The 24,839-nt window shown below is 62.8% G+C and carries 24 protein-coding genes; 16 read left to right on the forward strand and 8 right to left on the reverse strand.

All coding sequences use genetic code 11. From position 1 onward, the window contains the following. The first annotated feature begins 55 nt into the window (after nt 1-55). From sufB to MKZ40_RS06665, 7 genes are all read left to right on the forward strand, one after another. Entirely contained in the window at nt 56-1,498 is a 1,443-nt protein-coding gene (sufB, locus tag MKZ40_RS06635) for a Fe-S cluster assembly protein SufB (protein WP_175089752.1), read from the forward strand. Nucleotides 1,499-1,573: 75 nt separating this feature from the next. Next, nucleotides 1,574-2,323 (forward strand): Fe-S cluster assembly ATPase SufC, encoded by a 750-nt coding sequence (sufC, locus tag MKZ40_RS06640; protein WP_175089753.1) that lies wholly within the window; start codon nt 1,574-1,576, stop codon nt 2,321-2,323. After that, nucleotides 2,323-3,735 carry a Fe-S cluster assembly protein SufD gene (sufD, locus tag MKZ40_RS06645; RefSeq protein ID WP_175089754.1) on the forward strand — a complete coding sequence of 471 codons (1,413 nt, stop codon included), beginning with the start codon at nt 2,323-2,325 and terminating at the stop codon, nt 3,733-3,735. Before sufC ends, sufD begins: the two co-directional genes overlap by 1 nt. Further along, nucleotides 3,732-4,976, forward strand: coding sequence for a cysteine desulfurase (locus tag MKZ40_RS06650; RefSeq protein ID WP_175089755.1), 1,245 nt, complete (start codon nt 3,732-3,734; stop codon nt 4,974-4,976). The genes sufD and MKZ40_RS06650 overlap by 4 nt, the downstream gene beginning before the upstream one ends. A gap of 165 nt (nt 4,977-5,141) precedes the next feature. Further along, nucleotides 5,142-5,717: a putative Fe-S cluster assembly protein SufT gene (gene sufT / locus MKZ40_RS06655; protein WP_175089756.1), complete on the forward strand. Its 576-nt coding sequence runs from the start codon at nt 5,142-5,144 to the stop codon at nt 5,715-5,717. Between the two features lie 252 nt (nt 5,718-5,969). Continuing rightward, entirely contained in the window at nt 5,970-6,575 is a 606-nt protein-coding gene (locus MKZ40_RS06660) for a YceI family protein (RefSeq protein ID WP_175089757.1), read from the forward strand. A gap of 146 nt (nt 6,576-6,721) precedes the next feature. Then, on the forward strand, nt 6,722-7,642 hold the full coding sequence (locus MKZ40_RS06665; protein ID WP_282627815.1) for an ElyC/SanA/YdcF family protein: 921 nt from the start codon (nt 6,722-6,724) through the stop codon (nt 7,640-7,642). A gap of 105 nt (nt 7,643-7,747) precedes the next feature. On the opposite strand, the gene MKZ40_RS06670 is transcribed toward MKZ40_RS06665, so the two are convergent. The 4 genes from MKZ40_RS06670 to MKZ40_RS06685 form a co-directional block, all read right to left on the reverse strand. After that, entirely contained in the window at nt 7,748-8,206 is a 459-nt protein-coding gene (locus MKZ40_RS06670) for a hypothetical protein (protein ID WP_043335223.1), read from the reverse strand. A 292-nt stretch (nt 8,207-8,498) separates the two neighbouring features. Beyond that, nucleotides 8,499-9,407, reverse strand: coding sequence for a 30S ribosomal protein S6--L-glutamate ligase (gene rimK, locus MKZ40_RS06675; RefSeq protein ID WP_175089759.1), 909 nt, complete (start codon nt 9,405-9,407; stop codon nt 8,499-8,501). Nucleotides 9,408-9,604: 197 nt separating this feature from the next. Further along, the gene (locus MKZ40_RS06680; RefSeq protein ID WP_175089760.1) at nt 9,605-10,114 is read right to left on the reverse strand and encodes a RimK/LysX family protein; all 510 of its coding nucleotides are present in this window, start codon (nt 10,112-10,114) and stop codon (nt 9,605-9,607) included. Nucleotides 10,115-10,602: 488 nt separating this feature from the next. Further along, complete coding sequence (locus MKZ40_RS06685) at nt 10,603-11,727, reverse strand: DUF3549 family protein (RefSeq protein ID WP_175089761.1); 1,125 nt, start codon at nt 11,725-11,727, stop codon at nt 10,603-10,605. A 778-nt stretch (nt 11,728-12,505) separates the two neighbouring features. Between MKZ40_RS06685 and MKZ40_RS06690 the strand changes: the two genes are divergently transcribed. The 3 genes from MKZ40_RS06690 (at nt 12,506) to MKZ40_RS06700 (ending at nt 14,824) form a co-directional block, all read left to right on the forward strand. After that, the gene (locus MKZ40_RS06690; protein ID WP_217485879.1) at nt 12,506-13,240 is read left to right on the forward strand and encodes an amino acid ABC transporter substrate-binding protein; all 735 of its coding nucleotides are present in this window, start codon (nt 12,506-12,508) and stop codon (nt 13,238-13,240) included. A gap of 148 nt (nt 13,241-13,388) precedes the next feature. Next, nucleotides 13,389-14,063 carry an amino acid ABC transporter permease gene (locus MKZ40_RS06695; protein ID WP_175089763.1) on the forward strand — a complete coding sequence of 225 codons (675 nt, stop codon included), beginning with the start codon at nt 13,389-13,391 and terminating at the stop codon, nt 14,061-14,063. Continuing rightward, nucleotides 14,060-14,824, forward strand: coding sequence for an amino acid ABC transporter ATP-binding protein (locus MKZ40_RS06700; RefSeq protein ID WP_175089764.1), 765 nt, complete (start codon nt 14,060-14,062; stop codon nt 14,822-14,824). The genes MKZ40_RS06695 and MKZ40_RS06700 overlap by 4 nt, the downstream gene beginning before the upstream one ends. Before the next feature lie 239 nt (nt 14,825-15,063). Here MKZ40_RS06700 and MKZ40_RS06705 read toward each other — a convergent pair whose 3' ends face one another. Continuing rightward, nucleotides 15,064-15,330 carry a late competence development ComFB family protein gene (locus tag MKZ40_RS06705; RefSeq protein WP_217485873.1) on the reverse strand — a complete coding sequence of 89 codons (267 nt, stop codon included), beginning with the start codon at nt 15,328-15,330 and terminating at the stop codon, nt 15,064-15,066. 199 nt (nt 15,331-15,529) lie between these two features. Continuing rightward, nucleotides 15,530-17,518, reverse strand: coding sequence for a cation:proton antiporter (locus MKZ40_RS06710; RefSeq protein WP_175089766.1), 1,989 nt, complete (start codon nt 17,516-17,518; stop codon nt 15,530-15,532). Nucleotides 17,519-17,593: 75 nt separating this feature from the next. On the opposite strand from MKZ40_RS06710, the gene MKZ40_RS06715 reads away from it, so the two are divergent. Both MKZ40_RS06715 and MKZ40_RS06720 read left to right on the forward strand, forming a co-directional pair. Beyond that, nucleotides 17,594-17,959 (forward strand): YqcC family protein, encoded by a 366-nt coding sequence (locus MKZ40_RS06715; RefSeq protein WP_175089767.1) that lies wholly within the window; start codon nt 17,594-17,596, stop codon nt 17,957-17,959. A gap of 131 nt (nt 17,960-18,090) precedes the next feature. Beyond that, complete coding sequence (locus MKZ40_RS06720) at nt 18,091-18,591, forward strand: gamma-glutamylcyclotransferase family protein (protein WP_175089768.1); 501 nt, start codon at nt 18,091-18,093, stop codon at nt 18,589-18,591. Nucleotides 18,592-18,727: 136 nt separating this feature from the next. Here the strand turns inward: MKZ40_RS06720 and brnQ are convergent, their stop codons facing one another. Beyond that, nucleotides 18,728-20,068: a branched-chain amino acid transport system II carrier protein gene (gene brnQ, locus MKZ40_RS06725; RefSeq protein ID WP_217485874.1), complete on the reverse strand. Its 1,341-nt coding sequence runs from the start codon at nt 20,066-20,068 to the stop codon at nt 18,728-18,730. A 270-nt stretch (nt 20,069-20,338) separates the two neighbouring features. After that, complete coding sequence (locus MKZ40_RS06730) at nt 20,339-21,583, reverse strand: DUF1853 family protein (RefSeq protein WP_175089769.1); 1,245 nt, start codon at nt 21,581-21,583, stop codon at nt 20,339-20,341. 1,218 nt (nt 21,584-22,801) lie between these two features. Between MKZ40_RS06730 and MKZ40_RS06735 the strand changes: the two genes are divergently transcribed. From MKZ40_RS06735 to MKZ40_RS06750, 4 genes are all read left to right on the forward strand, one after another. Then, nucleotides 22,802-23,143 carry a hypothetical protein gene (locus MKZ40_RS06735; RefSeq protein WP_175089770.1) on the forward strand — a complete coding sequence of 114 codons (342 nt, stop codon included), beginning with the start codon at nt 22,802-22,804 and terminating at the stop codon, nt 23,141-23,143. A gap of 86 nt (nt 23,144-23,229) precedes the next feature. Beyond that, nucleotides 23,230-23,562, forward strand: coding sequence for a hypothetical protein (locus tag MKZ40_RS06740; protein ID WP_175089771.1), 333 nt, complete (start codon nt 23,230-23,232; stop codon nt 23,560-23,562). Nucleotides 23,563-23,652: 90 nt separating this feature from the next. Further along, the gene (locus MKZ40_RS06745) at nt 23,653-23,985 is read left to right on the forward strand and encodes a hypothetical protein (RefSeq protein ID WP_175089772.1); all 333 of its coding nucleotides are present in this window, start codon (nt 23,653-23,655) and stop codon (nt 23,983-23,985) included. A gap of 115 nt (nt 23,986-24,100) precedes the next feature. After that, nucleotides 24,101-24,433 (forward strand): hypothetical protein, encoded by a 333-nt coding sequence (locus tag MKZ40_RS06750; RefSeq protein WP_175089773.1) that lies wholly within the window; start codon nt 24,101-24,103, stop codon nt 24,431-24,433. Nucleotides 24,434-24,839 lie beyond the last annotated feature (406 nt).

Genomic DNA, 24,839 nt, shown 5'->3' on the forward strand with positions numbered 1-24,839 from the left:
GCGGGGTGATCAGGCATCTGAACAGACCCGGAGCTCTCCGGGAGAGGAGACCAGCATGGCGAGCCAGGAGATGGAGCAGCTTGTACAGCGCGAGTACAAGCAGGGCTTCGTGACCGATATCGAGAGCGACACCATTCCGCCGGGACTGGATGAAAGCGTGATTCGCTTCATCTCGGCCAAGAAGGGTGAGCCAGAGTGGATGCTGGAGTGGCGTCTGGATGCGTATCAGCATTGGCTGAAGATGAAGGCGCCGTCCTGGGCCCACCTGGATTATCCGGAGATCGACTACCAGGCGATTTCCTACTTCAGCGCCCCGAAGAAGCCGGAAGACCGCCCGCAGAGTCTGGATGAGGTCGACCCCAAACTTCTCGAGACCTACGAGAAGCTGGGTATTCCGCTGCACGAGCGCGCCGCACTGGCCGGTGTCGCGGTCGACGCGGTCTTCGACTCCGTATCCGTGACCACCACCTTCAAGAAGGAGCTGTCCGAGGCGGGCGTCATCTTCTGCTCCATCTCGGAAGCCATCCAGGACTACCCGGAGCTGATCAAGCAGTATCTCGGTACCGTGGTGCCCAAGGCGGACAACTTCTTCACCGCGCTGAATGCGGCCGTCTTCACCGATGGCTCCTTCGTGTTCGTGCCGGAAGGCGTTACCTGCCCGATGGAGCTTTCCACCTACTTCCGCATCAACGCCGCCAACACCGGCCAGTTCGAGCGCACCCTGATCATCTGCGAGAAGCAGGCTCAGGTCTCGTATCTGGAAGGCTGTACCGCGCCGCAGCGTGATGACAATCAGCTGCACGCCGCCGTGGTCGAGCTGGTGGCGCTGGAAGACGCCTACATCAAGTATTCCACCGTCCAGAACTGGTATCCGGGTGATGAAGACGGCAAGGGCGGCATCTACAACTTCGTCACCAAGCGTGCCGACTGCCGTGGTGACCGCTCCAAGGTCTCCTGGACCCAGGTCGAGACCGGCTCCGCGATCACCTGGAAGTACCCGTCGTGCATCCTGCGCGGCAAGGACAGTGTCGGGGAGTTCTACTCCGTCGCCGTCACCAATGGTCGTCAGCAGGCGGACACTGGCACCAAGATGATCCACATCGGTGAGGGCACCAAGTCCACCATCGTCTCCAAGGGTATCTCGGCCGGTAATTCCGAGCAGTCCTATCGTGGTCTGGTCAAGATCGGCCCGCGGGCCAAGGGGGCGCGCAACTTCACCCAGTGCGACTCGCTGTTGATCGGCGACCGCTGTGGCGCGCACACCTTCCCGTATCAGGAAATCGGCAACGCGACGGCCACTGTCGAGCATGAGGCCACGACCTCCAAGATCGGCGAAGATCAGCTGTTCTATTGCCGTCAGCGTGGCATCAGCGAGGAAGATGCGGTCAACATGATCGTCAATGGCTTCTGCAAGGACGTCTTCCAGGAGCTGCCGATGGAGTTCGCCGTCGAGGCCGAGGCGCTGCTCAACGTCACCCTTGAAGGCGCCGTCGGCTGATATCGCCGCGTCTTTCGCATTCACCCCCATTCTTGAGGGCCGCTCGCGGGCGGCCTGTCAGCAAAAGGTATCAACATGCTCGTAGTCAAAGATCTGCACGTTTCGGTGGAAGGCAAGGAAATCCTCAAGGGTCTCGATCTGACCATCAACAAGGGTGAAGTCCACGCCATCATGGGCCCGAACGGCGCAGGCAAGTCCACGCTGTCTTCCGTGATCGCCGGCAAGGACGGCTATGAAGTGACCTCGGGCACCATTACCTATGAAGGTGAGGATGTACTGGAGATGGAAATCGAGGAGCGCGCCCGTGCTGGCCTGCTGCTGGGCTTCCAGTACCCGGTGGAGATCCCGGGGGTCAAGAACGTCTACCTGCTCAAGGCGGCGCTGAATGCCAAGCGTGAAGCCGAAGGCCTGGGCGAGATTCCGGCCCCGGAATTCATGAAGCTGATCCGCGAGAAACTGGCCTTCATGCAGATGGACGCCAGCTTCCTGCAGCGCGCCGTCAACGAAGGCTTCTCGGGTGGTGAGAAGAAGCGCAACGAGATCCTGCAGATGCTGGTGCTGGAACCGAAGCTCGCCATGCTCGACGAGATCGACTCCGGCCTCGACATCGATGCGCTGAAGATCGTCGCCAAGGGCGTCAACTCGCTGCGCAGCGAAGACCGCGCCGTGCTGATGGTCACCCACTACCAGCGTCTGCTCGAGCACATCGTGCCGGACCAGATCCATGTGCTGATGGATGGCCGCATCGTCAAGTCCGGCGACAAGTCGCTGGCCCTCGAACTCGAAGCCCAGGGCTATGACTGGCTGCAGGAGGAAACCGCGTAATGACAGCACTTGCTACCGCGTCCGTCCCCGGCAGCGAAGCCTTCGCCAGCGAATTCGCTGCCCGCAAGGCTCGCTTTGCGGCCGACCCGAGCTGGATGGCCGCCCGCCGTCAGGCCGGCATCGCCCGCTTTGAAGCCCTCGGCCTGCCGACCCGCAAGGTCGAGGCCTGGAAGTACACCGACACCCAGGCACTGGGTCGTCAGCAATATCGTCTCGCCGACGATGCAAGCCTCGCGCCGGCCGTGAAGGATGAGCTGGCACTCGACGTCGATGCCTATCGTCTGGTGTTCGTCGATGGCCTCTACAATGCCGAACTCTCCGATATGGCAGGCCTGCCCGACACCGTGCGTGTCGTGCCGCTGTCTGAGGCCATCGTCAATCAGCCGGAAGTCATCGGCGGCTCGCTGAACCGCCTGACCGGCATCGACTTCACGCCCTTCGTGGCGCTGAATTCCGCCTTCACCGAAGAGGGTGCGGTGATTCAGGTCGGCCCGCGTACGGTGCTCGACAAGCCGGTCTACGTGCTGTTCCTGTCGCGTGCCGCCGTCGAAGGCCAACCCGTGACCATGAGCCACCCGCGTCTGCTGGTGCAGCTGGGCAGCCGCGCCGAAGCCAGCGTGATCGAGCATCACATCGGTGAAAGCGGCGCGACCAACTTCACCAACATGGTCAGCGAAGTGATGCTGGAGCGCGGCGCCGTGCTCAATCACTACAAGCTGGGCGAAGCTGCCACCGGCGAGACGCATATCGCCTCGCTGCAGGTCGAGCAGCCGCGTGACAGCCAGTATCGCTCCATCAACCTGAACACCGGTGGTGGCCTGGTGCGCAACGACATCGTCTGCGACCTGAACGGCAACAACGCCCATGCACGCCTCGATGGCCTGTTCTTCGGTCGTGATCGCCAGCACGTCGACACCCACTCGCTGGTCAATCACAACGAGGCACTGACGTTCTCCGACGAGAACTACAAGGGCATCCTGGCCGACCGTGCCCGCGGCGTCTTCAACGGCCGCGTGCTGGTCAAGCGCGACAGCCAGCAGATCGAGGCGCATCAGAACAACGCCAACCTGCTGCTCTCGGACCGCGCCGAGATCAACACCAAGCCGGAACTCGAGATCTACGCCGACGACGTCAAGTGCTCCCACGGCACCACGACCGGTCAGCTCGACGAGACCGCCGTCTTCGCGCTGCGTGCCCGTGGCATCGATGAGCAGACCGCCCGTGGTCTTCTGACCCTGGCCTTCGCCAACGAAGTCATGACTGGCCTGGGCATCGACGCCATCGCCGAGCGCATCGAGCGCAGTGTCGCGGGACGCCTGCCGTCACGCTTCCACCTCGATGAGCTGGTCGATCTCAGTGTCGAGCTGGGCGGTGGCGCCGTGGCGGTGGCACGTGATGAGGACTTTGCATGAGCGCACTCGACAACCTGATGCTCGACGTCGTGCGGGTACGTGAGGATTTCCCGATCCTCGAGCGTCGCGTGCATGGTGATGTGCCGCTGATCTATCTGGACAGCGCCGCCACCAGCCAGACGCCGACCGCCGTCATCGACGCGATGAGCGACTACTACCGCAAGACCAATGCCAACATCCACCGCGGTCTGCATACCCTGGCGGATGAGGCGACGGCGGCCTTTGAAGGCACGCGTGAGAAGGTGCGCAGCTTCATCAATGCGCGCCTGACGCGGGAAGTCATCTTCACGCGTGGCACCACCGAGGCGATCAACCTGGTCGCCAACAGCTGGGGGGCCAACTGGCTGAATGCCGGCGATGAAGTGCTGATCTCGGTAATGGAGCATCACGCCAACATCGTGCCGTGGCAGCTTCTGGCCGAGCGCCTCGATATCGTCATCAAGGTCATCCCGTGTGACGACGATGGTGTGCTCGACATGGCGGCCTACCGCGACCTGCTGGGCGAGAAGACGCGTCTGGTCTGCGTCAATCAGGTCTCCAACGCCCTGGGCAGCATCAACCCGGTGGCCGAGATGGCGAAGCTGGCGCACGCTCATGACGCGTTGATTCTGGTCGATGGCGCCCAGGCGGTGCCGCATCAGCAGGTCGATGTGCGCGAGATCGATGCTGACTTCTATGTCTTCTCGGGCCACAAGATGTACGGGCCGACCGGCATCGGTGTGCTCTACGGCAAGGAAGCGCTGCTGGAGGCGATGCCGCCGTGGCAGGGTGGTGGTGAGATGATCCGCACGGTGTCGTTCGAGAATGGCACCCTGTTCGCGGACTTGCCGCACAAGTTCGAGGCCGGCACGCCGCCCATCGCCGAGGTCATCGGATTGGGCAAGGCCATCGACTGGCTGGGTTGTACCCACATGGCGCTGATCACGCGCTGGGAGCAGCAGCTGATGCGCCATGCCAGCGAGCGCATGCGCGAAGTGGACGGCCTGCGCATCATCGGCAACTCGCCCGACAAGGCGGGCGCGATCTCCTTCGTGGTCGATGGTGCCCACGCCCAGGATATCGGTCTGCTGATCGACCAGCTGGGGGTCGCCATCCGTACCGGCCACCACTGCGCGCAGCCGGTGCTGCGTCGCTTCGGTGTCGATGCCACCTGCCGGGCCTCCTTCGCGGCCTACAACACGCCGGAAGAGATCGACATGTTCGTCGATGCCCTGCAGCGTGTGCTGACCATGGTGCGCTGAGCACCCCCTGCGGTGCCCCTGACGGGCGCTGATCAATGAGGCTCGCGCATGGCGGGCCTCATTGGTATCGGCCCTTGCCAGGGGATGTCGTCACCTGTACGTCTTGAGTGAACCAACAGAATTCACGATCCGCATGCCTGTCATGCGGATCGGCAAGGAGAGGGCATGAGCCACACTGAAGACCAGCTGGCCAGCCTCGGCAAGGGCCAGAAGATGCCGTTGCAGCGGGACGTGGAGGGTATCTCGGTACCGTTCGGCAAGTCGGTGACCCTGCATGAGGATTCGGTGGTTGAAGTCATGCAGGCCAAGGGCGGCACTGTCAGCGTCGCCTTCGAGGGTCGCATGTACCTGATCGAGAGCTTCAGCCTCGATGCGCTGGGGCTGGACGCCATACCGCGTCCGCATCTGCCGGCCGGCCAGAGCGATGCCGATATCGAGGCCTTCGTCTGGGCCCAGCTGCGCACCTGCTTCGACCCCGAGATCCCGGTCGACATCGTCGAGCTGGGGCTGGTCTATGGCTGTCGTATCGACACCCTGATCAGCGGCGAGAAGATGGTCAATCTCAAGATGACGTTGACCGCGCCGGGCTGCGGCATGGGCAACGTGATTGCCGAAGATGCCAAGCGCAAGATTCTCGGCGCCGAGGATGTCTCCAAGGTCCACGTCGAGATCGTGTTCTCGCCTGCCTGGTCGCGCGAGATGATGAGTGAGGATGCCCGCCTGGAGCTGGGCATGTTCTGAGCATCTTCAGCACGCCTTTGTCGTCTGCTGCTTCGCTCCTTGCTGTCTGCGGCTCCCTCGTTGGCCTGACATGGCCGTCAGTCGCAGTATCACTGGGGCGAGATGCAGCAAACGCAACCGGATGGGCGGGAACCTCTCGTCCATCCGGCTATCCAATTCACGTTGCTGAGTGTCCGGGCAAGTTGCCTCGGGCCGCGTCGGCACGTCCGTTTGACGGTTTCCCGTATCACCTGCCTCAAGGAAGACTCCCCAATGCGATTCCAGACTGCGCTGCGCACCCTGACCGCCACTCTGATCCTGAGCACCGCTGCCAGCGCGCAGGCCGCCTGGAAGCTGGATGGCGATCTGTCACAGCTGAGCTTCCAGACCACCAAGATGGCCAAGTCGGGCGCCAGCACCGTCGAGACGGATGCTTTCACCTCCTGGCGTGCGCGCGTCAATGACGCCGGTCAGCTGTCGGTGGAGATCGACCTCGACTCCGCCAGTACCGGCATCGACATTCGTGACCAGCGCGTCAGCGAGAAGCTGTTCGAGTCCGGCACCTACCCGTTGGCCGTGATGACCGCGAGTCTCGACATGCCGACCCTCAAGGTGATGGAGCCGGGCGACACTCAGAAAGTGGATGTCGAAGGCCAGCTGACGTTGCACGACAACACCCAGAACCTGCCGATGAGCCTGCAGGTGACGCGCCTGCGCGGCGATCGCTGGCTGGTGCAGACCCTCACGCCTGTGATGGTCGACGCGGAGCAGTTCGCGCTGGTCGATGGCATCCGCACCCTGCGTGACCTGGCCGGGCTTGGCAACATCGCGACCCAGGTGCCAGTCAGCGTCAAGGCCGTGATGGTTCAGGAAGACTGAGCGGAGTCACTCGCATGCGTGGCTGGGGACAGTCAGTGCTGGCAGAGCCTCGGCCGCTTGGGTAGGCTGGGCGCTCATGCCTGCACGATGTGGCGGTACTGGCAGGAAAGACAGGCAGGGATGGGCGTGGGGAAGAGATGCTGCGAGTGATCAAGCGGACTGGCTGGACCATCGTCGGTCTGCTGGCCGCCGGTGCAATGACGGTGGTCGGGCTCAACCTCTGGGTCGTGATGGCAACGCACGATCGCATTGCCACGTCACCGCTGACCTGCCAGAGCCGTGAGGTGGGGATCGTGTTCGGCACCTCCCACGGCCTGGTGGGCGGGGGCAGCAATCCGCATTATCAGGCGCGCCTTGATACCGCCGCCCAGCTCTACCGCCTGCGCCGCGTCTCCAACCTGCTGCTCTCGGGGGACAACCGCACGCGTTACTACAATGAGCCGATGACCATGTGGCATGACCTGCGAGCGCGCAACGTGCCGCAGGAGCTCATGACGCTCGATTACGCGGGCTTCTCCACCTTCGATACCCTCGTGCGAGCGCACAAGGTGTTCGGTGTCGACGAGGCGGTGCTGGTCACCCAGCCGTGGCACCTGCCGCGCGCGCTGTTCATCGCCGATGCGCTGGGCCTGGAGGCAGTGGGTTGCCCGGCCATCTCCGAGCGCCAGCCGCCGGGACTCAAGCTGATGCTGCGCGAGTGGCTGGCCCGTGCGGCGACAGTGGGAGACCTTTACCTGTGGGGGCGCAAGCCGCGCTTTCTCGGGCCGCAGGAGACGCTGCCGACGCCGGTCTTGTCATCGGACTCATCATCGCAGCCCTCATCATCTCACTCCTCGGACAAGCCCGTGTCACCGGCGGCGGACTCGGTGGCTGCCGGGGCAGGGCAGCAGGCCACTGCCAGTCGTGATGTGGCGGATGGAGTGGAAGTGGCGGATGCAGAGAATGCTGCCGTCACGCCGGATTCGCATGCCCTCGCGCGTCAGGCGCAGGCAAGCCTGCTGGCCAGTCTGCCCGAGGTGAAGCAGGCATTGCTCCAGTGGCTGCCTGTCAGATCTGATGCGAACTAGCCGCGTGTCGGCTTCGCCAGACGCACAGGGCCAACACGAAGACGCCCCGCACTTCCTTTGGAAGGCGGGGCGTCTTGCGTTCACGGCCTGGCGGCGGATATATGGCTAGCCGGCGCGGCGGCGGGCGGCCTGACCTGTCTGGTGACGGTACAGCTCGCGGATCAGATGGCGGCAGTTGTGGAAGATGCCTTCGAGTACCTTTTCCATGCTGTCAGGCAGGGGATGCGTGAAGGCGGTCGAGCAGGCCTGCATCAGGACGCGTTCCTGTTCGAGCAGCTCGTTGATCAGCACCTGATTGTCATTGCCGACGATGCTCTTCAGGCGACTCCACAGCCACATGTAGTCATCGCGCTCGACATCGGCGTCGCGCGGCATCAGGCTCAGATGCTTGCGTGTCTCGACTTCCAGGGCCTGTTTGAGCTCGACACGGCTCGCATAGAAGGGCTCGAAGGCCTTCAGGAGCGCGGGACGCAGCCGTTCGGCGTTATCCTCGAAATAATCAAGACTGTCTGCCAGGGCTTCCTGGACGCTATCCATCGCCACCTGGCGATTGTCGAGAAACATGGGCGGTCACCTCCTCCGTCAGAAGAGATTGTGCGGGTGAAAACAGTGTTTTTCTACCCCTTGAGGCCAGAAAGTCAGGATATTTATTCCCGCACTGTCAATCCCTGCAGTTTACGACAATACAATGACGTTCTGGTGACGATCATCGCTGCCTTCAGACGCTGTGCTTGCCCTGATTCGTCGCCCAGCCCCCTTGTCCGTAACACTATCTGGCACAGATGCGCCGAGGGTGCCGTCATGGCGACCTGCACCCTCGGGAAGCGTTGCGCGCAGTGCCCTGAGGTTCAAGCCCTCAGCCCTTGGGTTTGGGCGGAATCTTCTTGGCCGGCGCGGCGGACTTGGCGATGTGATCGATGATCAGGCCGGCGATGTCCTTGCCGGTGGCACTCTCGATACCCTGCAGGCCCGGCGAGGAGTTCACCTCCATGATTACCGGACCATGATTGGCGCGCAGCAGGTCGACACCGGCGACGGACAGACCCATGGCCTTGGCGGCGCGAATGGCGGTGGAGCGCTCTTCCGGCGTGATGCGGATCTCGCTCGCGGTGCCGCCACGGTGCAGGTTGGAGCGGAACTCGCCATCGGCCGCCTGACGCTTCATGGACGCCACCACCTTGTCACCCACCACCAGGCAGCGGATGTCGGCGCCACGCGCTTCCTTGATGTATTCCTGCACCATGATGTTGGCTTTCATGCCCATGAATGCCTGGATCACGCTCTCGGCGGCCTGGTTGGTCTCGGCGAGTACCACGCCGATGCCCTGGGTGCCTTCCAGCAGCTTGATGACCAGCGGCGCGCCCTTGACCATGGTGATCAGGTCGGGGATGTCATCCGGCGAATGCGCGAAGCCGGTGACCGGCAGGCCCAGGCCCTTGCGTGACAGCAGCTGCAGGGAGCGCAGCTTGTCGCGTGAGCGGGAGATGGCCACGGAATCATTGACGACGTAGGTGCCCATCATCTCGAACTGACGCAGCACGGCGCAGCCATAGAAGGTGACGGAGGCACCGATGCGCGGCACGACAGCATCGAAGTGCTCGATCTCGGCGCCCTTGTAATGGATGGACGGGCGGTGCGAGGCGATGTTCATGTAGCAACGCAGCGTGTCCACCACGCGTGCGGTGTGGCCACGTGCCTCGGCGGCCTCGATCAGGCGTCGGGTGGAGTAGAGGCGTGAGTTACGCGACAGGATACCGATATGCATGAAATCCTCCGGAGCCGAATGGGCCAGACAGAGATAGGAATGAATCAGAAGGCGACTGACGTGATGCCCGTCAGGAGGCGTGGTATTCGCCGGTGAGGCCTTTGCCGTCTCGAGGCGTCACGCGATGCAGATGGCAGCGGCGTCAGCGTCTTGAGGCGGGGTGCCGAAGCATGTCGCCGCGCGCCTGGCTGGTGCCGTCAGGGTTCGCCGTGCAGATAGGCGGCGCCCGGTGCGACCAGCAGGCGACGCAGGGCACGGCGCCCCAGCAGAATGGGATGACGCATCTGGGAGCGGTCCACCAGCGTCATGTCGATATCGTAGTCGAGCTCGGCCAGCTTCATGCGCGAGCGGATTGCATAGCGCCATTCGGCCTGACCATTGGATGAGCGCACGCGGCGGCGATCATGCACCGGCGTCTCGACCGTATGCGGCGGGGAGTCGCTACCGCCGGTCCGTGTGATGAAGCGAACCCACAGATCATCGTTGTGTTCGAAGACCTCAATGCTCTCGGCATGCAGCGCACTGGAATGTGCACCGGTGTCGATCTTGGCATTGAGGTGCAGCTTGAGCTCCGGCAGTTCGATCAGCTCACGCCGACCCACCACGCCACGCGGGCGAAAGCCCAGCAGGTCATGATTCAGTGTCTTGAGATCGAGGGGCGGTGCCTTGTCGATATGATGACGCGAAGTGTTCTTGTGATGCGACATGTTTCATCCTGAATCAGAGGACGTGAGCGAAGCGGGCAGCGGCTCACGGCATGAAGACACCGGGCAGGCGCGGCACAGCGTAATGTGCGTTGCCGGCCTGGCGGGGTAATGGCCAGGCGGGCGCGCAGCATAGTCACTTAACGTACTGACAGCAATCCTTGCTGAAGCCTCTTTTTTCGCGTCACGCAGTGGGGTATGACGGTGGCGCGGACAGCGCCCGGCAAAACGCCCCAGGCGCGCGGTCATGGCACGCGGACATGGCGCGCTTTCATCGCCGCCAGACGCCTCGCTTGAGGGCGCTGGGCAAGTCCCCCGCGGCCACAGGCGCAGGTGACGGCGTGCAACTGGCGCGTCGCCGCGTTCCCTGTTCACCGGTGCCGATCAGCCACGATTCCATACCTTGAGCAAGTGTCCGATCAAGTGTCTGTTCGAGTGTCGTGGGTTATGCGCATGATCTCAAGTACTGTCACCTGCGGGCATGCCCGGCGTCAATGACGCGGGGCAGGGTTGCCGGTATCGGCCTGGCGGGTCAGGGCGGCAAGCGCCTGACCCAGCGGGCTGTCCGCGCTTGCATTGCGCAGCGTCATCAGCACCGGCAGGCGCAGACGCGGAATCAGGGCGAGGTCGCGTGCCAAGGCGGCGAAGTTGGCCTGCGGGCAACTGGCCAGGCGGGTCAGGAAGGCCGGCAGACGTTCGGCATCTTCCAGATGGGCGTAGCCGCGAGCAGCGATCGCGACCAGCACGTCGACATTGACGGCCCCTTCGTCTGCCAGCAAGGCATCGATCCACTCCGCCGCCGCAGGCCGAGGGCTGGCGCCGGCGGCCCGCAGGCAGGCGCACAGTGTCTCCAGATCACCCAGATCACGAGCGGCCTGGCCACGCGCGATCAAGGCGGTGAGCAGCTCGGCCTCGTATTCCTGGGGCAGCGGGCCAGCCAGCTGGGCATGGGCGGGCGGCGCCTGCTCCAGACACAGCGCGATGGCGCGCAGCGGGGTGTCCGGCAGGTCAGCCAGACGCTGCACGAAGGCAGCGGCAAGCTCGCTGGACAACTCGCCGCGCCGTGTCAGCACGTCGGCGATGCCCTGCAGACCGAGTGACGGCCAGTCATCGAGCGGTAGCTGGGCGGTGAGATACTGCTCGGCGAGCTCGTAGTACTGGCTGGCAGGGCGGTCGCAATCGAGGCTGGCGCGGGCGTGCAGCATGGCGCGCAGGCTGTCGTCCGGCGTGAAGGCCAGCGGATTGTCCTGCATCAGGTTGTCGATCTTGCCTGCCTCGGCCTGCTGGAGATCAGGCCGGCCGACGGTCAGCGCCGTCTGACCCAGCGTCGTGATCAAGCGCTCGAGGAAGGCGTCGCGTTGCGCGGGAGACAGACGACCTTCCTCATCCAGCGGCAGGGCCAGAAACCACACCAGCGGATCGTCGAGCCCGGCCGGGCGGAATACGCATGCCAGGCGTGCCTGGCCCTTGAAGGGTTGCTCCCACGGCTGCTGTTCGGTCTCGAAGGCTTCCAGTTGCTCAAGGCTGAGCGGGGCCAGGGTGCGACCCAGGTGATAAAGGTGCAGCTCGGCGCCGGTGCGTGTGAAGAAGTTGCTCAAGGAAGAGAGAGGAGTCATGAGGCTCACCACGGCTATGTCTCCGCCACGTCCTGGCTGGGCGTGGTGGAGAACGGAAAAAGAGTCTTGTCGAGCATCATTGCCAGGCGTGGCACGTGTCGTTGAGTGACAGCTGCCGGCGCGTGACATGTGCCTGAGCATGTCTGGAATGGCAGCGACTTTAGCGATTCACCGGCTGTCATGCCACCCGCTGGCGTGTGATGGTGGCCAGAGGGAAGAGAGCGACCTGTTTCTATTATGGCCGCTCTTTCGGCCCGTGATGGCTTGACAGATGACGCGGCTCCTCAAGCCCCGCTGCGCGTTTTGCAGGTTGATGAATTTTTGATCAATTTTCGTCATCCCACGGCTGGCGCGGCTTGCAGCGTGACCGAGACGGGTTATCCACAGCATCGTCCACGGATGGCGTGAATAACTGTCATCCGCTTGTCGTCAGGCTGACATCCAGCGCTGCAGCTAGCCCAGACGACGTCACTGGCCCGCCAAGACAGGCGTGCTAGAATCGCGGCCATTGACAGAATTGCTGTCTTATTCCTTATGGTTATGTCCTTAAGGGATGAAATGATTGGGAATGCGGGTCAGCCCCGTTATCCTATACAACCAAATCACATATAAAAGGCTGTGCTTATGCCTGTTCTGTCGAATCGACATCCGCGTTCAGCCGTATGTCAGCGACCGTCCAGCGCCATTGGCCCAGTCTTGCGATCCATGAGGAATCCCGATGCGCCAATCACGTTCGCTCGCAGCTGTCTTCTCTTCTACCGCTCTCAAGGGCGCCGTGATGGCTGCCGCGCTGGGCGCGACCACTCTGGGCAGCCTGGCGGCACAGGCTGACACCCTCAAGGTCGGCATGTCGGGCGGCTATTTCCCGTTCACCTTCGTCAAGCAGGACAAGCTGCAGGGGTTTGAAGTGGATGTCCTCAACGCCGTCGGCGAGATCACCGGCGACGATATCGAATTCGTGACCATGAGCTTCTCCGGGCTGATCGGCTCGCTGGAAGCCGGCCGCATCGACACCGTGGCCAACCAGATCACCATCACCGATGCGCGCAAGGACAAGTTCGCCTTTACCCAGCCCTACGTCTATGACGGAGCCCAGGTGGTCAAGCGTCGCGGCAATGACGAGATCACCGGTGTCGAGTCCCTCAAGGGCCACAGCGTGGCGGTCAACCTGGGCTCCAACTACGAAGCGCTGATGAAAGAGCTGCCGTACGCCGACCAGATCGACATCAAGACCTATGAGTCCAACATCGAGCAGGACACCGCCCTGGGCCGTGTCGATGCCTTCGTGATGGACCGCGTCAGCGCAAGCCAGGTGATCCAGAAGACGCCGCTGCCGCTGGAACTGGCTGGCAAGCCGTTCTCGCGCCTCGAGAACGCACTGCCGTTCCGCAAGGACGCCGAAGGCGAGGCCAAGCGTGACGAGGTGGATGCCGCGCTGACCGAGCTCAAGGAAAATGGCCGCCTGGCCGAGATTTCCAACAAGTGGTTCGGCATCGACATCACCACGCCTTGAACATTGCCCGCTGCGCCCTGATACAAGGGCGCATGCAAGGATGTCATGTGCAAACGGGGTGACGGCTTGACCGTCACCCCGTTGTCGTCATGTCGACGGGTGTCTTTCCAGACCCTCAGCCAAGCCCCCCAGCCTGTCCGGATAACGAATGGATACTCTCAATATCGATTACATGCTTGGCCTGTTGCCGGTCATGCTCAAATACCTGCCACTGACCCTCAAGATGGCCTGTATCGGCATGGTGGCCGCGCTGGTGCTGGCTTCGCTGTTGGCGGTAGTGCGGGTGCTCAAGGTGCCGGTGCTGAATGCGCTGACCATCGTGTTCATCTCCTTCTTCCGTGGCACGCCGCTGCTGGTGCAGTTGTTCCTGTTCTACTACGGCCTGCCGCAGGTGATGGCGTTCCTGACCCAGATCGATGGCGTCACCGCGACGATTCTCGGCCTGACGCTGCACTTCTCGGCCTACATGGCCGAATCCATCCGTGCCGCCATCGTCGGGGTCGATCGCAGCCAGACCGAAGCGGCGCTCTCGATCGGCATGACCAATGCCCAGCTGATGCGGCGCATCGTGCTGCCTCAGGCGGCCCGTGTGGCGGCCCCCACGCTGATGAACTACTTCGTGGACATGATCAAGTCCACGTCGCTGGCCTTCACGCTGGGGGTGACCGAGTTGATGGGCGCGACCCAGAAGGAAGCGGCCAGCAGCTTCCTGTACTTTGAATCCTTCATCATGGTGGCCATCGTCTACTGGGTGATGGTGGAAGGGCTGTCCTTCGTGCAGCGCTGGATGGAGAAACGACTCAACAAGGCCTATCAGCGATGATTGCAGTCAGAAACCTGGTCAAGAAATTCGGCGGGCAGGCCGTACTCGATGGCATCACTCTGGAAGTGAAGCAGGGTGAGATCATCGTCGTCATCGGCCCGTCGGGTACCGGCAAGTCCACCCTGCTGCGCTGCATCAACTTCCTCGAGCAGCCCGATGGTGGCGAGATCCAGATCGGTGAGCGCAAGGTCGAGGCTGCGCGCGCCAGTCGTCACGACATTCTCGGCCTGCGTCGCAGCAGTGCCTTCGTGTTCCAGAACTATGCGCTGTTCGCCAACAAGACGGCGCTCGAGAACATTGCCGAGGGCCTGATCGTCGTCAATGGCTGGCCCAAGGCCAAGGCGCACCAGCGGGCGCGCGAGATTCTCGAGCGTATCGGCATGAGCGAGAAGGCGGACGCCTTCCCGGCGGCTCTGTCCGGCGGTCAGCAACAGCGTATCGGCATCGGGCGCGCCATGGCGGCCCAGGCCGAGGTGATCCTGTTCGATGAGCCGACCTCGGCGCTGGACCCGGAATGGGTCGATGAGGTGCTGGAGCTGATGAAGCAGCTGGCGGTCGAGCGCCAGACCATGATCGTGGTCACCCACGAGATGCAGTTCGCGCGGGAAGTCGCCGACCGCGTCATCTTCATGGAAGGCGGCCGTATCGTCGAACAGGGGCCGCCGAGCCAGCTGTTCAGTGCGCCGAAGGATGACCGCACGCGTGCCTTCCTGCGCAAGGTGCTGGATGAGGTGCCGCCACAGTGCGCCGAGGGAATCTGATATTGCTCGGTTGAGGTCATGACCCTCAGGTCACGTGATGTAACGCCCCGGGCAGTACCTGCGACAGACACAACGGCCACCGCGAGATCGTCGCGGTGGCCGTTGTCGTTTCTCTGGCGGTGATCATTGACCCGCTACTGGTGTTGCCGGGCGCGTTTCAGGGCGATCTTTCATAGGCTCATAGGCTCATAGGGTCATAGGCTCATAGGGTCATAGGGTCATAGGGGCGCAAGTCGTGGCTAGCCGTGGCGGGGCATCGCGCGCACCTTGTCGAAGGCTTCCTGAAGCGCCATCGAGACGCGCTCTTCCAGCAGCTCCTGCTCGGCGGGCGCCATGTAGAACGCCATGTCGACGTCGTGGCGGATATAGCGGGGCGCCAGCTGATTGAGCGCGATGCAGGCCACGTCTTCGCGGCTGTCGACATCCATGGCGTGGCTATCGGGGTGCAAGCGCAGCTGGTCGAGCACCAGCTGCTCCATGTAGTTGTGTACGCCTGCGCTTTCCATGTGTATTCCCTTCTGGTGATGGGTGCTATCTCCCATGCAGGGCCGTGCCCCCTGACATGTCGATCCCTTCAGTGTGCTCATCAGCATGTACATCCGAGCTGACTCTCTGTGACGTTCTTCCTCCCGCACGCAAGCTCGGTTGCTGGCGGCAGGGCAGAGAGCGGCGGAGTCTTGGGTGTCGCCTGCCGCGCAAGGCCTCTCAGCCGGTCAGCAGGCGGGTTTCCGCCTCTTCAATATGATCAGCCAATCCCGATAATACCAGTGTATCGCCACACGCCAGCATCAGGTCGCCGGTGGGCTCTTCCAGGTTCTCGCCACTGGCACGCACCACGCGTGAGACGAGAATGCCACACACTTCCGGCAGGGCGATGTCGTCCAGCCGCCGGCCACAGGCCCAGGCATCGGCGGTCAGCGTCAGCGGATGACGCCGCAGCAGCGGGTTGCCGCGTTTGTCGGTCAGCTGGGATTGCTGACCATGGAAATAGCCATGCAGCATGCTGTAGCGCGCCTCACGCGCATTCTGGATCGAGCGCGCCACCCGTCGGAAGGGCACCTCGAGATTGACCAGCACGTGCGAGACCAGCATCAGCGAGCCTTCGAGCACCTCGGGAATCACCTCGGTGGCCCCGGCGGCCTTGTAGGTCTCGAGGTCCGCGTCATCCTGGGTGCGCACCAGCACCTTGAGGTTTTCGAGTTCCAGCGGCTGGATGGCACGCAGAATGGCCAGCGCATGCGAGAGCTGATTCACGGTGATCACCACCTGCCGGGCACGTTCGATGCCCAGAGCGCGCAGGATTTCCAGACGCTGCGCGTCACCGAACACCACCGGCTCACCGGCGCTGGCGGCCTCGTGGACGCGGATGGGGTCGGCATCGATGGCGATCCACTCAAGCTTCTCCTGCGTGAGGAATCTCCCCACCGTCTGGCCGACACGCCCGAAGCCGCACACGATGACATGGCCGCTGAGCGGGGCGGTGGCGGCGCTCAGCTCCGCGGTGGTGTGCGGGTTCTCCTGGGTGGGCGTGGTGGAGCGGCACAGGCGGCGCGTCAGTTGCTGGTTGTGACGAATCAGGCTCGGCGTGACCACCAGCGAACCGATGATGATCGCTACCACCAGGCCCACGGTCTCGTTGTCCATCAGGCGTTGCTGGCTGGCCAGGGCCAGCAGCGCGAAGCCGAATTCGCCGCCCTGGGACAGCACCAGGCCAGTGCGCAGCGCGCTGTCCAGCGGCCGGCCAGAGAGGCGCGCCAGCCCGGTGATCAGCAGTGCCTTGGTCGCCAGCAGGCAGGCCACGCCGATGACGACCCAGTACCACTGCGCCAGCAACACCTGCGGGTCCAGCAACATGCCCACCGAGACGAAGAACAGCCCCAGCAGGATGTCGCGGAAGGGCCGGATGTCGGCCTCGATCTGATGGCGGAAATGGCTCTCGCCGAGCATCATCCCGGCCAGGAAGGCGCCCAGCGCCATCGACAGATGCAGGCTGTGGGTCAGCCAGGCGGAGAAGAGCGCCACCAGCAGCACAGTGAGCACGAACAGCTCTTCCGAGCGCGCGCGAGAAATTTCCTGGAACACCAACGGCAGCACCCACTTGCCGATCATCAGCATCACCACCACCAGCCCGAGCCCCTTGATGAGCATCAGGCCCAGGTCACTGAGCAGCTGGCTGCCATCACCGGCCATGGCCGGAATCAGGATCAGGAACAGCAGGGCAGCGAGATCCTGGAACAGCAGCACGCCCACGGCGGCGTGGCCGTGGGGGCTGTCCAGTTCATTCCAGCGCGCCAGTTCCCGCGTGACGATGGCGGTGGAGGAAAGCCCCAGCGCGCCGGCCGCGACCAGTGCCGCCGCCGGCGACAGACCAAGCGCCGAGCCCAGCGCCCAGAACAGGCCGCTGCATACCGCCACCTGACAGGCGCCCAGCCCGAACACCGTGGTCTTGAGGGCGCGCATGCGCGGCACCGAGAATTCGAGGCCAAGCGAGAAGAGCAGAAATACCAGCCCGAATTCCGACAGGAAGGCGAGTTCTTCCGGGCGACCGATCCAGCCCGCCAGATGAGGGCCGACCATAAAGCCGACCGCCAGATAGGCCAGCACCGGCGGCAGATGCAGACGGCGGAACAGCGCCGCGGCCACCACCGAGGCCCCCAACAATATCATCACATCATTGAACAGCGTGTCTGCCATGCGGCCTCCTGGCCTTCCGTGAGCAACATCGGGATAATAGCGTGAACGAACCCTGCATGATTTGACGGAGGTCGCATGAATCCGACTGAACAACCCCATGACGGCGAGATCGCCGGCAATCCCTACGACGAGCTGCGCGCGCTGCTGGTACGTCTGGAAGCGACCATGAAGGCTGCAGACCTGTGGCGCATGGACACGCCATCCCCGCAGGCCCTCATGAGTGTGGAGCCATTCTGTGTCGATAGCATGGACATGGGCCAGTGGCTGCGCTTCGTGTTCATCGCCCGTCTGGAAGCGCTGTGCGATGCCCGTGCGCCGTTCCCCATCAAGTGTGAAGTGGCACCGGCCATCGAGGCCTGGCTGAAGGATGCCCGCCCCGAGCGCCGCGTGGCGATGACGGAAGTGGTTCGCGAGATCGACACGCTGGTCACGACGCATTGATCGCGACGTACTGATTGCCGAGCAGGAAGCTCGCCTCGTACTGAGCCTCCTCTTCCCGACACCTCCCACTGTGCCCCTTATGCTGGCGTGATGCCCTCGCATTACGCCACGCGACCCCTTCAGGAGCTTGCATGGCCTATTACTTCGCCTACGGCAGCAACATGAATCCGGCGCGTGTCGTGGCACGCATCGGCGAGACGCGACGGGCCGTGCATGGTTGGCTGGAAGAGCATCGCCTGAGTTTCGACAAGGCCTCCCGGGTCGAGGGTATCGCGCATGCCAACGTACAGCCTGCGCCGGGCGAGCGCGTCGAAGGCGTGCTGTACGAGCTGCTCGAGTCCGAGCAGATCACGCTGATGGACCCCTTCGAAGGCCACCCGCATGAATATGAGCGTTCCCTTCATCCCATCGTCACCCATGAAGGCGTGATCAACGCCTGGGTGTATGTGGCGCTGCCCGAGCGCACCGCCGAGGGCCTCAAGCCGGCACACGAGTATCTGGAGCACCTGCTAGGCGGGCGTGACTTTCTGACGCCGGACTACTTCACGGCGCTGAGCGGCGTCGAGGCCGTGCAAGCGCTGGATGACGCCACCCTGGCTCAGCTGGGCCTGTCGCGCAGTACGCCGCGCTGACGGTCGCCTGCTGGCGGACGGGGGGCCTGTCACCGATTGTCTGTCACCTGCCGTGTGGCAACAAAAAGCCCGCCTCTCCTTGGAGAGGCGGGCTTTCGTGTTTCTGGACATGCTGCGTGACTGATTGGCGTGAGCCTCAGTCCTGCGCGGCCAGTGCCGGGTCCAGATTCGTCTGGTCACGACGGCTGGCCAGCATGCCGATGATCAGCCCCGCCAGTGCCGGTGCCAGCCAGCCCAGGTTCATCGAGGCCAGCGGCAGCAGCGGCTCGATGCGGTGCGAGATGGCCATCAGCGAGTCTATGCCGCTGGCTTCGAAGCCATCCAGCAGGCTGACCAGCAGCGTCAGGCCCAGGGTCCAGGCGAATACGCGCGGTGCATCGTGCAGGCGCGGACGCAGGTAGGACAGCAGCGTCAGCACCAGCACCAGCGGATAGAGCGTCACCAGTACCGGAATCGAGACGCTGATCAGGGTCGAGAGGCCCAGGTTGGCGATCAACGCCGAAGCCACGGCCATCACGATCACCAGCAGGCGGTAGGGCACGCTCGGCAACAGACGATGGAAGAACTCGCCGCAGGAGGTCAACAGGCCCACTGCGGTGGTCAGGCACGCCAGGGTGATGACCAGCGCCAGGATCAGCTTGCCGGCATCGCCGAACAGTGCCTCGACGTAGACCGGGATCAGTTCGCCCTTGGCGGCTTCACTGACCAGCGCATGGCTGGTGGCGCCCATGTAGGTCAGCGGCAGATAGACGGCAGCCAGACAGATGGCGGCGATGGCGCCGGCCCACAGGGTGTAGCGGGTCACGTCAGCGGTCGCGGTGATGCCGCGTGCCTTGATCGCCGAGACGATCAGGATGCCGAACACCATCGAGGCCAGCGCATCCATGGTCAGGTAGCCCTGCTGGAAGCCGGTCATGAATGGCGCCTCGGCCCACTCGGGGCTCACCGGTCCCAGCGGCCCCTGCGGGTCGATGATGGTAAACAGCGCAATCAGCGCCAGCAGCGCGATCAGCAGTGGCGTCAGCCACTTGCCGACCACATCCATCAACTTGCCCGGGCTCAGCGCGATCAGCGTGGCGATGCCGAAGAACAGCACCGAATGCAGGGCCAGGCCGCTCTTTGCTGACATGTCGATGAAGGGGCGCATGCCCATCTCGAAGGCCACGGTGCCGGTGCGCGGAATCGCGAACATCGGCCCGATGGACAGGTAGATGGCGACCCCGAAGGCCGCGGCCGCCCATTTGGGCAACGGCGAGGTGATCTTGTCGAGACCACCGCCGATCACGGCCACCGCGACGATACCGGCCAGCGGCATGCCGACACCGGTGGCCAGAAAGCCCAGTGCCGCAGGCCAGAATTCGGCCCCCGCGCCCTGACCCACCTGAGGCGGGAAGATGATGTTGCCTGCGCCCAGAAAGAGGGCAAAGGTCATGAAGCCCAGCGCCACGATATCGAGGCTGGAAAGTCGTGTTTTCACTATGACGTCCTACGGATTCAGCAGATGCGTTGCAGCAGGCGTCATCAGGTGACCGATGAGGTGGTCGGTCAGGCAGAAATGACGTGCCGAGAAGCCGTTGGCTAGCGACAGGGGTGGGTCACCAGCAGACCCGGGAGCAGCGGGGTAGTGTTGCGCGCGGGCCGAATGGCGAGATCAGGTTGACGGATTGTCGCCACCCTGATCTGACGCGGCGCATTATCGTTGATTTCACGTGGCAAGACAAAGCCACCAGCAAGCCTCGCGGCAGTCTCATTGTGCGGCAGGTGGTGGGGGCGGTAGTGGAATGAAGCTCGGCCAGTCGTCCGGTACCACGAAGATCCGCCATTGCTGGCGGGGCGAGCTGGCGGTGATTGGCTCGCCGTCAGGCGCCGCCACACTGCGCTCCAGCCACAGCTGGCGGGGGTGTTGATGCGTGCGCTGGCCGCTGTGCTGCTGAACCGGTTCGTCCGGCCTGAGGTCGTAAGCGGCGCCGGAAGGCGAGAAGTGATCGCGCAGCCAGCGGTCCAGTACATGCCATGGCAGCAGCGTGGCCACGGGCGGGGCGGCCAGCCAGGCAGGTTTTTCTCTGACACAGCCCAGCAGCGGGCCGCCATGCATCGGGGAGGCCTCGAGGGTATGACAGAAGGCGGCAAACTGGCTGACGCTCACCCACCAGCCGGCCTGGCGCGCACTCTCGGGGTGGCAATGGCGGGGTGGGGGCAGCCAGTCGGCAGGCGCCTGGTCTGGCTGCCAGGGGCGAAACAGGCAACCGGGCAATGCCAGTTGCTGGCCTGCAAGCAGCGGGGCAGGCTGATCTTTTGCCAGTGGTGAGTTCGTCTTGCTCGCGTCTGCCTGTCTGGCCAGTGCTTGTCTGGCAAGTGCCTGGCGGATAGTCTGCTGTCCCCGCTCGGTATAGGCCAGGGGCAATTGATGCTCAAGGCTGCGCTGATACTTGATGGCGAGGCTGTCGGCGCCGCCGGGGCCTATCCAGCGTGCCGGACTGTCGGCCGCTTCAGGGCCTTCGGGCAGGCCGAGATAGAACTTGATCGCGACCTCAAGGTGCGTGGGCAACGTGTCTCGCGCCGCCAGATAGAGCATGTCCAGCTCGCCCAGCGTGATCTTGCCCCGGGAAATCCTGAGGTTGTTGGCCAGCAGGCGACTGCCGGGTGCGTGTGCCAGCACGAATTGCCAGAGCAGCTCGTGGTAGTGGCCCAGGCGGTAGTGGCGGCGCTCATTCACGGCGGCCTCGAGCGCGTGGGGTGCCTGCTCCAGTGTCATCAGCCAGCGGTGGCGGACGTGGTCATCCTCCAGCCCGAGTGCCGCCAGGGACGGGCGCGGATAACGCGCAAGCTGCAAGAGGTCCGGGGCATTCAGAAGCCAGGCGATATCCCTGACGCGCGGGTGACTGTAGCGCGCGCAGTCGCGGCGCAGGTCGCAGCCGGTCGCACAGGGGGAGTCGGCCCATTGGGCAAGAGGGGTCGATGCATGGGGCGGGGCTTCGGGCTCGATAGGCATGACGGCAGTGTATCCCACGTCGCATGACGGTCGATAATGCGCGATCTCGTTCGGGGTTGGCCCTGTGCGGAACCGAGCCGAGTGCTGCTTGCCGGTCGTGGTGTCCTGCTGGCGCTTCTTCTCTCCCTCTGTCTTCTCGCTCCTTTTCCTCACTTGCCACTCTTCACGCCAGTTATTACGCCAGCCTTGCGCTGCTCACACGACACTTTCTCGCCGCTTTCTTGACGGTCTTCCAGCACGTTCTGCTGTCCGTCGCCGGTAATGCGACGACCGTCCCCGGGCTGTCATCGTTTTGACATCGTTGTGTGGGTCGCCCAAGCGATTGAAAACGTTGAGGTTACTTGGCGTGGGTAGGTGAGGGTGCTTCAGTCTGGGTTGGAATAGCGCTGAATTGATTCGCTGGAGGAACCAATCCTGTTCCGGCGCGTGGATATATCCCGCGGCTCGCGAGGTTCACAATGCCCTCCATCAACGTTGCAGCAAATATGCAGGGCCGATGAGGCGGTATTGACTTCGAGCTCTTGGTTGTCGAGCGACATGAATCGACTCGACATCAGTGGGCAAGGCGTCACCGACTGGCAGTGTGAGGGGCAGGATCCACACCCTGAACAATCGGTCAATAAATATTCGTAAAGGTTGATGTGCACAATTTCTTGCTACTGGACGCTGTTTTCAGGCGTCTCAGCCAAAGAAAAAAGAAAAATACGCATTTTACTGTTTTTGTGGCATCCAGTTCTGCTGTGGCGACGTATAACTCATCAGCACAGCAAGACACACCCTGCAGCGTGCAGCATGTTCGACCAAGGTGGTGGGTAAGTCACTGTCTTCCTCAACCAACGTCGATAGTGATCTGCCAGGACGCAGCGCCGCGCAAGGGGATGGGCCAGCACGCAAACAAGGAATTCTTGCACTCTCCATATTGTACATAACCTTTTCAGAACCGCTGCAATAGCTTTATAGGTAATGGGAAGGGCAGGAGGGGCAAGTGCTGGGGGAAGGCCGTTCGTTTCCAGTAGCGTTGCTCAAAGAGAAACAGTGAGCTTCCAGTTGCACGGCTAGTTTGAACGCAGCATAAACATTAGTCTGTTAATCATCGAAACGCAGCACGCACCATAGTCAGTGAAGGCCAGGGCCCGGACAGGGGTCAGCAAACCACTCCATCACTGACTGACAACGACTCAAAGCGGAAGCATCCGCACCAGGACCAGGAGATCCACCATGAAAAACATTTCCCTCAAGACTCTGATCGCTACCGTCGCCATCGCCACTGCCAGCACCTCCGTATTCGCAGCCGACGATAGCCCTGCCGCCGTGCGCGTCCAGAACGCCATCAGCAGCCAGCAGATCATGGGCCAGACTCAGCCGGCTGCCACCAGCCAGCAGAGCTTCTCCGAAACGGGCATGAGCGTTGCTGCCGGTCGCGTTGAGCAGGCGCTCAATGCTGACCACATCCGCGGCATTGAGACCGCTGACGTGTCCCAGGCCAACGCCACCGTCAATGATCAAGGCAAGAGCGTCGCCGCTAGCCGCGTTCAGCAGCACATCAGCGACAACGCCTGAAGCAGAGTGGGTCACGCTGACAACTCAGTGACCCCCGAACAGCGCCTCACCTGACATTCGACTTTACCCATTTCTGGAGAATCATCATGAAAACCCTGACTTCCCTGATCGCCGCCGCTGCCATTTCCATTGCTGCCACCGGCGTTGCCACCGCTGATGAAAGTGTTGCCGATGCCCAGGTGCGTGCCGCACTGAGCGAACAGGTCATCCACGGCCAGGCGCAGCCCGCCGCGACGCAGCTGAATGCTGCCGAGTCCGGCATGAGTGCCGCTGCCAACCGTGTCGAGAAGTCCCTGAACGCCGACACCATCAAGGGTGAACAGACGCACGCCGTCTCCCGCGGCCAGAGCCTGAGCAACGACAACGGCAAGAGTGTCGCGGCATCACGCTTTGAAGATGCGCTGAACGACAACGCCTGAGTCTGCAGGTCCTGATTCATGGCCTCAGGACCACAGCAGCAGTGTTCTCCCTTTTCTCTATTCGCTATTCACTTTTTCTGGAGTCATCTCATGAAAACCCTCAATGCCCTTATCGCCGCCGTTGCCCTGTCCGTGACCGCCACTGGCGTCGCCAATGCCGATAGCGTTGCCGACCAGCAGGTTCGCGCCAACATCAGCGAATCCGTGATCCACGGTCAGGCTCAGCAGGCAGCCACTCAGCAGCAGACCATCACCGATGCAGGCAAGAGCGTTGCGGCCAGCCGCGTCGAGCAGGCGCTGAACAGCCAGACCATCAAGGGCCAGCAGGCGCAGGTCACTCGCGACGTCCAGCAGTTCGTCAATGATTCCGGCAAGAGTGTTGCCGCGTCACGTGTCGAGCATGCCCTGAACGACAACGCCTGATGTATCGCGCCGTCACACTGACGGCAGCGAACAAGGACTCTGCTTGCGACCTGGCTGACCTTGTTAGCCCAGTTGACCCTGTTGACCTGAACAAAGATTTCACTGGAGATATTTCATGAAAATGCTCAATACCCTCATCGCCGCCACCGCGCTTTCCGTTGCTGCCACCGGTGCTGCCTTTGCAGACAGCGTCGCTGACCTTCAGGTGCGTTCTGCGCTCAGCGAATCCAATATCCACGGCCAGGCCCAGTCCGCCGCCGCCAAGCAAGTCACCTTTGCCGATACCGGCATGAGCGTTGCTGCGGGCCGTGTCGAAAGCTCCTTGAACGATGCCGTGATCGAAGGTCAGCGCGAGACCCTGGCGTCTGACTCACAGCAATTCGTCAACGATGCTGGCAAGAGCGTTTCCGCGACTCGCGTCCAGCATGCGCTGAGCGAAAGCGTCTGATTCAAATTGTCTGAGCCCCGCTCTGATTCTTGACCATGCATAGCAGCAACTGACTCAAGTGTCCCCGCAGCAAGTGTCGTCATGAACAGTCTCTGGAACAGAAGCAACAAGCTTGAAGATATAAAGGCCTGGAGACATGAAGGGCCTGAAGAATCAAGAGCGTGATCAAGCCAGTTGCACAGCAGTGTCGCTGGTACTGATCGCCAGCTGACATCCCGTCGCGAAGTGAAATGACAGTCTGAGCCTTCCTGGAATGGCCGGTAATCGTCGGGAGTCATCCCGCACAGAGACGCCCCGTGACTCGTACGATGACGTAGAAAAGCCCCTTCATGGGGAAGCCTGAATGTCGCGTCATCGTAAGCCGCAGCCTTGTGGGTAGTGCTTGTTGATGGGGTTTGATAATTGT

The sequence above is a fragment of the Cobetia sp. BMC6 genome (assembly GCF_029991385.1).
In the GTDB taxonomy this organism is placed as follows: domain Bacteria; phylum Pseudomonadota; class Gammaproteobacteria; order Pseudomonadales; family Halomonadaceae; genus Cobetia.

Excerpts from the sequence above, each read along its gene's own strand:
- sufB (WP_175089752.1), top strand. The coding sequence starts at position 56 with ATGGCGAGCCAGGAGATGGAGCAGCTTGTACAGCGCGAGTACAAGCAG.
- sufC (WP_175089753.1), top strand. The coding sequence starts at position 1,574 with ATGCTCGTAGTCAAAGATCTGCACGTTTCGGTGGAAGGCAAGGAAATC.
- sufD (WP_175089754.1), top strand. The coding sequence starts at position 2,323 with ATGACAGCACTTGCTACCGCGTCCGTCCCCGGCAGCGAAGCCTTCGCC.
- MKZ40_RS06650 (WP_175089755.1), top strand. The coding sequence starts at position 3,732 with ATGAGCGCACTCGACAACCTGATGCTCGACGTCGTGCGGGTACGTGAG.
- sufT (WP_175089756.1), top strand. The coding sequence starts at position 5,142 with ATGAGCCACACTGAAGACCAGCTGGCCAGCCTCGGCAAGGGCCAGAAG.
- MKZ40_RS06660 (WP_175089757.1), top strand. The coding sequence starts at position 5,970 with ATGCGATTCCAGACTGCGCTGCGCACCCTGACCGCCACTCTGATCCTG.
- MKZ40_RS06670 (WP_043335223.1), bottom strand. The coding sequence starts at position 8,206 with ATGTTTCTCGACAATCGCCAGGTGGCGATGGATAGCGTCCAGGAAGCC.
- rimK (WP_175089759.1), bottom strand. The coding sequence starts at position 9,407 with ATGCATATCGGTATCCTGTCGCGTAACTCACGCCTCTACTCCACCCGA.
- MKZ40_RS06680 (WP_175089760.1), bottom strand. The coding sequence starts at position 10,114 with ATGTCGCATCACAAGAACACTTCGCGTCATCATATCGACAAGGCACCG.
- MKZ40_RS06685 (WP_175089761.1), bottom strand. The coding sequence starts at position 11,727 with ATGACTCCTCTCTCTTCCTTGAGCAACTTCTTCACACGCACCGGCGCC.
- MKZ40_RS06690 (WP_217485879.1), top strand. The coding sequence starts at position 12,506 with ATGGCTGCCGCGCTGGGCGCGACCACTCTGGGCAGCCTGGCGGCACAG.
- MKZ40_RS06695 (WP_175089763.1), top strand. The coding sequence starts at position 13,389 with ATGGATACTCTCAATATCGATTACATGCTTGGCCTGTTGCCGGTCATG.
- MKZ40_RS06700 (WP_175089764.1), top strand. The coding sequence starts at position 14,060 with ATGATTGCAGTCAGAAACCTGGTCAAGAAATTCGGCGGGCAGGCCGTA.
- MKZ40_RS06705 (WP_217485873.1), bottom strand. The coding sequence starts at position 15,330 with ATGGAAAGCGCAGGCGTACACAACTACATGGAGCAGCTGGTGCTCGAC.
- MKZ40_RS06710 (WP_175089766.1), bottom strand. The coding sequence starts at position 17,518 with ATGGCAGACACGCTGTTCAATGATGTGATGATATTGTTGGGGGCCTCG.
- MKZ40_RS06715 (WP_175089767.1), top strand. The coding sequence starts at position 17,594 with ATGAATCCGACTGAACAACCCCATGACGGCGAGATCGCCGGCAATCCC.
- MKZ40_RS06720 (WP_175089768.1), top strand. The coding sequence starts at position 18,091 with ATGGCCTATTACTTCGCCTACGGCAGCAACATGAATCCGGCGCGTGTC.
- MKZ40_RS06730 (WP_175089769.1), bottom strand. The coding sequence starts at position 21,583 with ATGCCTATCGAGCCCGAAGCCCCGCCCCATGCATCGACCCCTCTTGCC.
- MKZ40_RS06735 (WP_175089770.1), top strand. The coding sequence starts at position 22,802 with ATGAAAAACATTTCCCTCAAGACTCTGATCGCTACCGTCGCCATCGCC.
- MKZ40_RS06740 (WP_175089771.1), top strand. The coding sequence starts at position 23,230 with ATGAAAACCCTGACTTCCCTGATCGCCGCCGCTGCCATTTCCATTGCT.
- MKZ40_RS06745 (WP_175089772.1), top strand. The coding sequence starts at position 23,653 with ATGAAAACCCTCAATGCCCTTATCGCCGCCGTTGCCCTGTCCGTGACC.
- MKZ40_RS06750 (WP_175089773.1), top strand. The coding sequence starts at position 24,101 with ATGAAAATGCTCAATACCCTCATCGCCGCCACCGCGCTTTCCGTTGCT.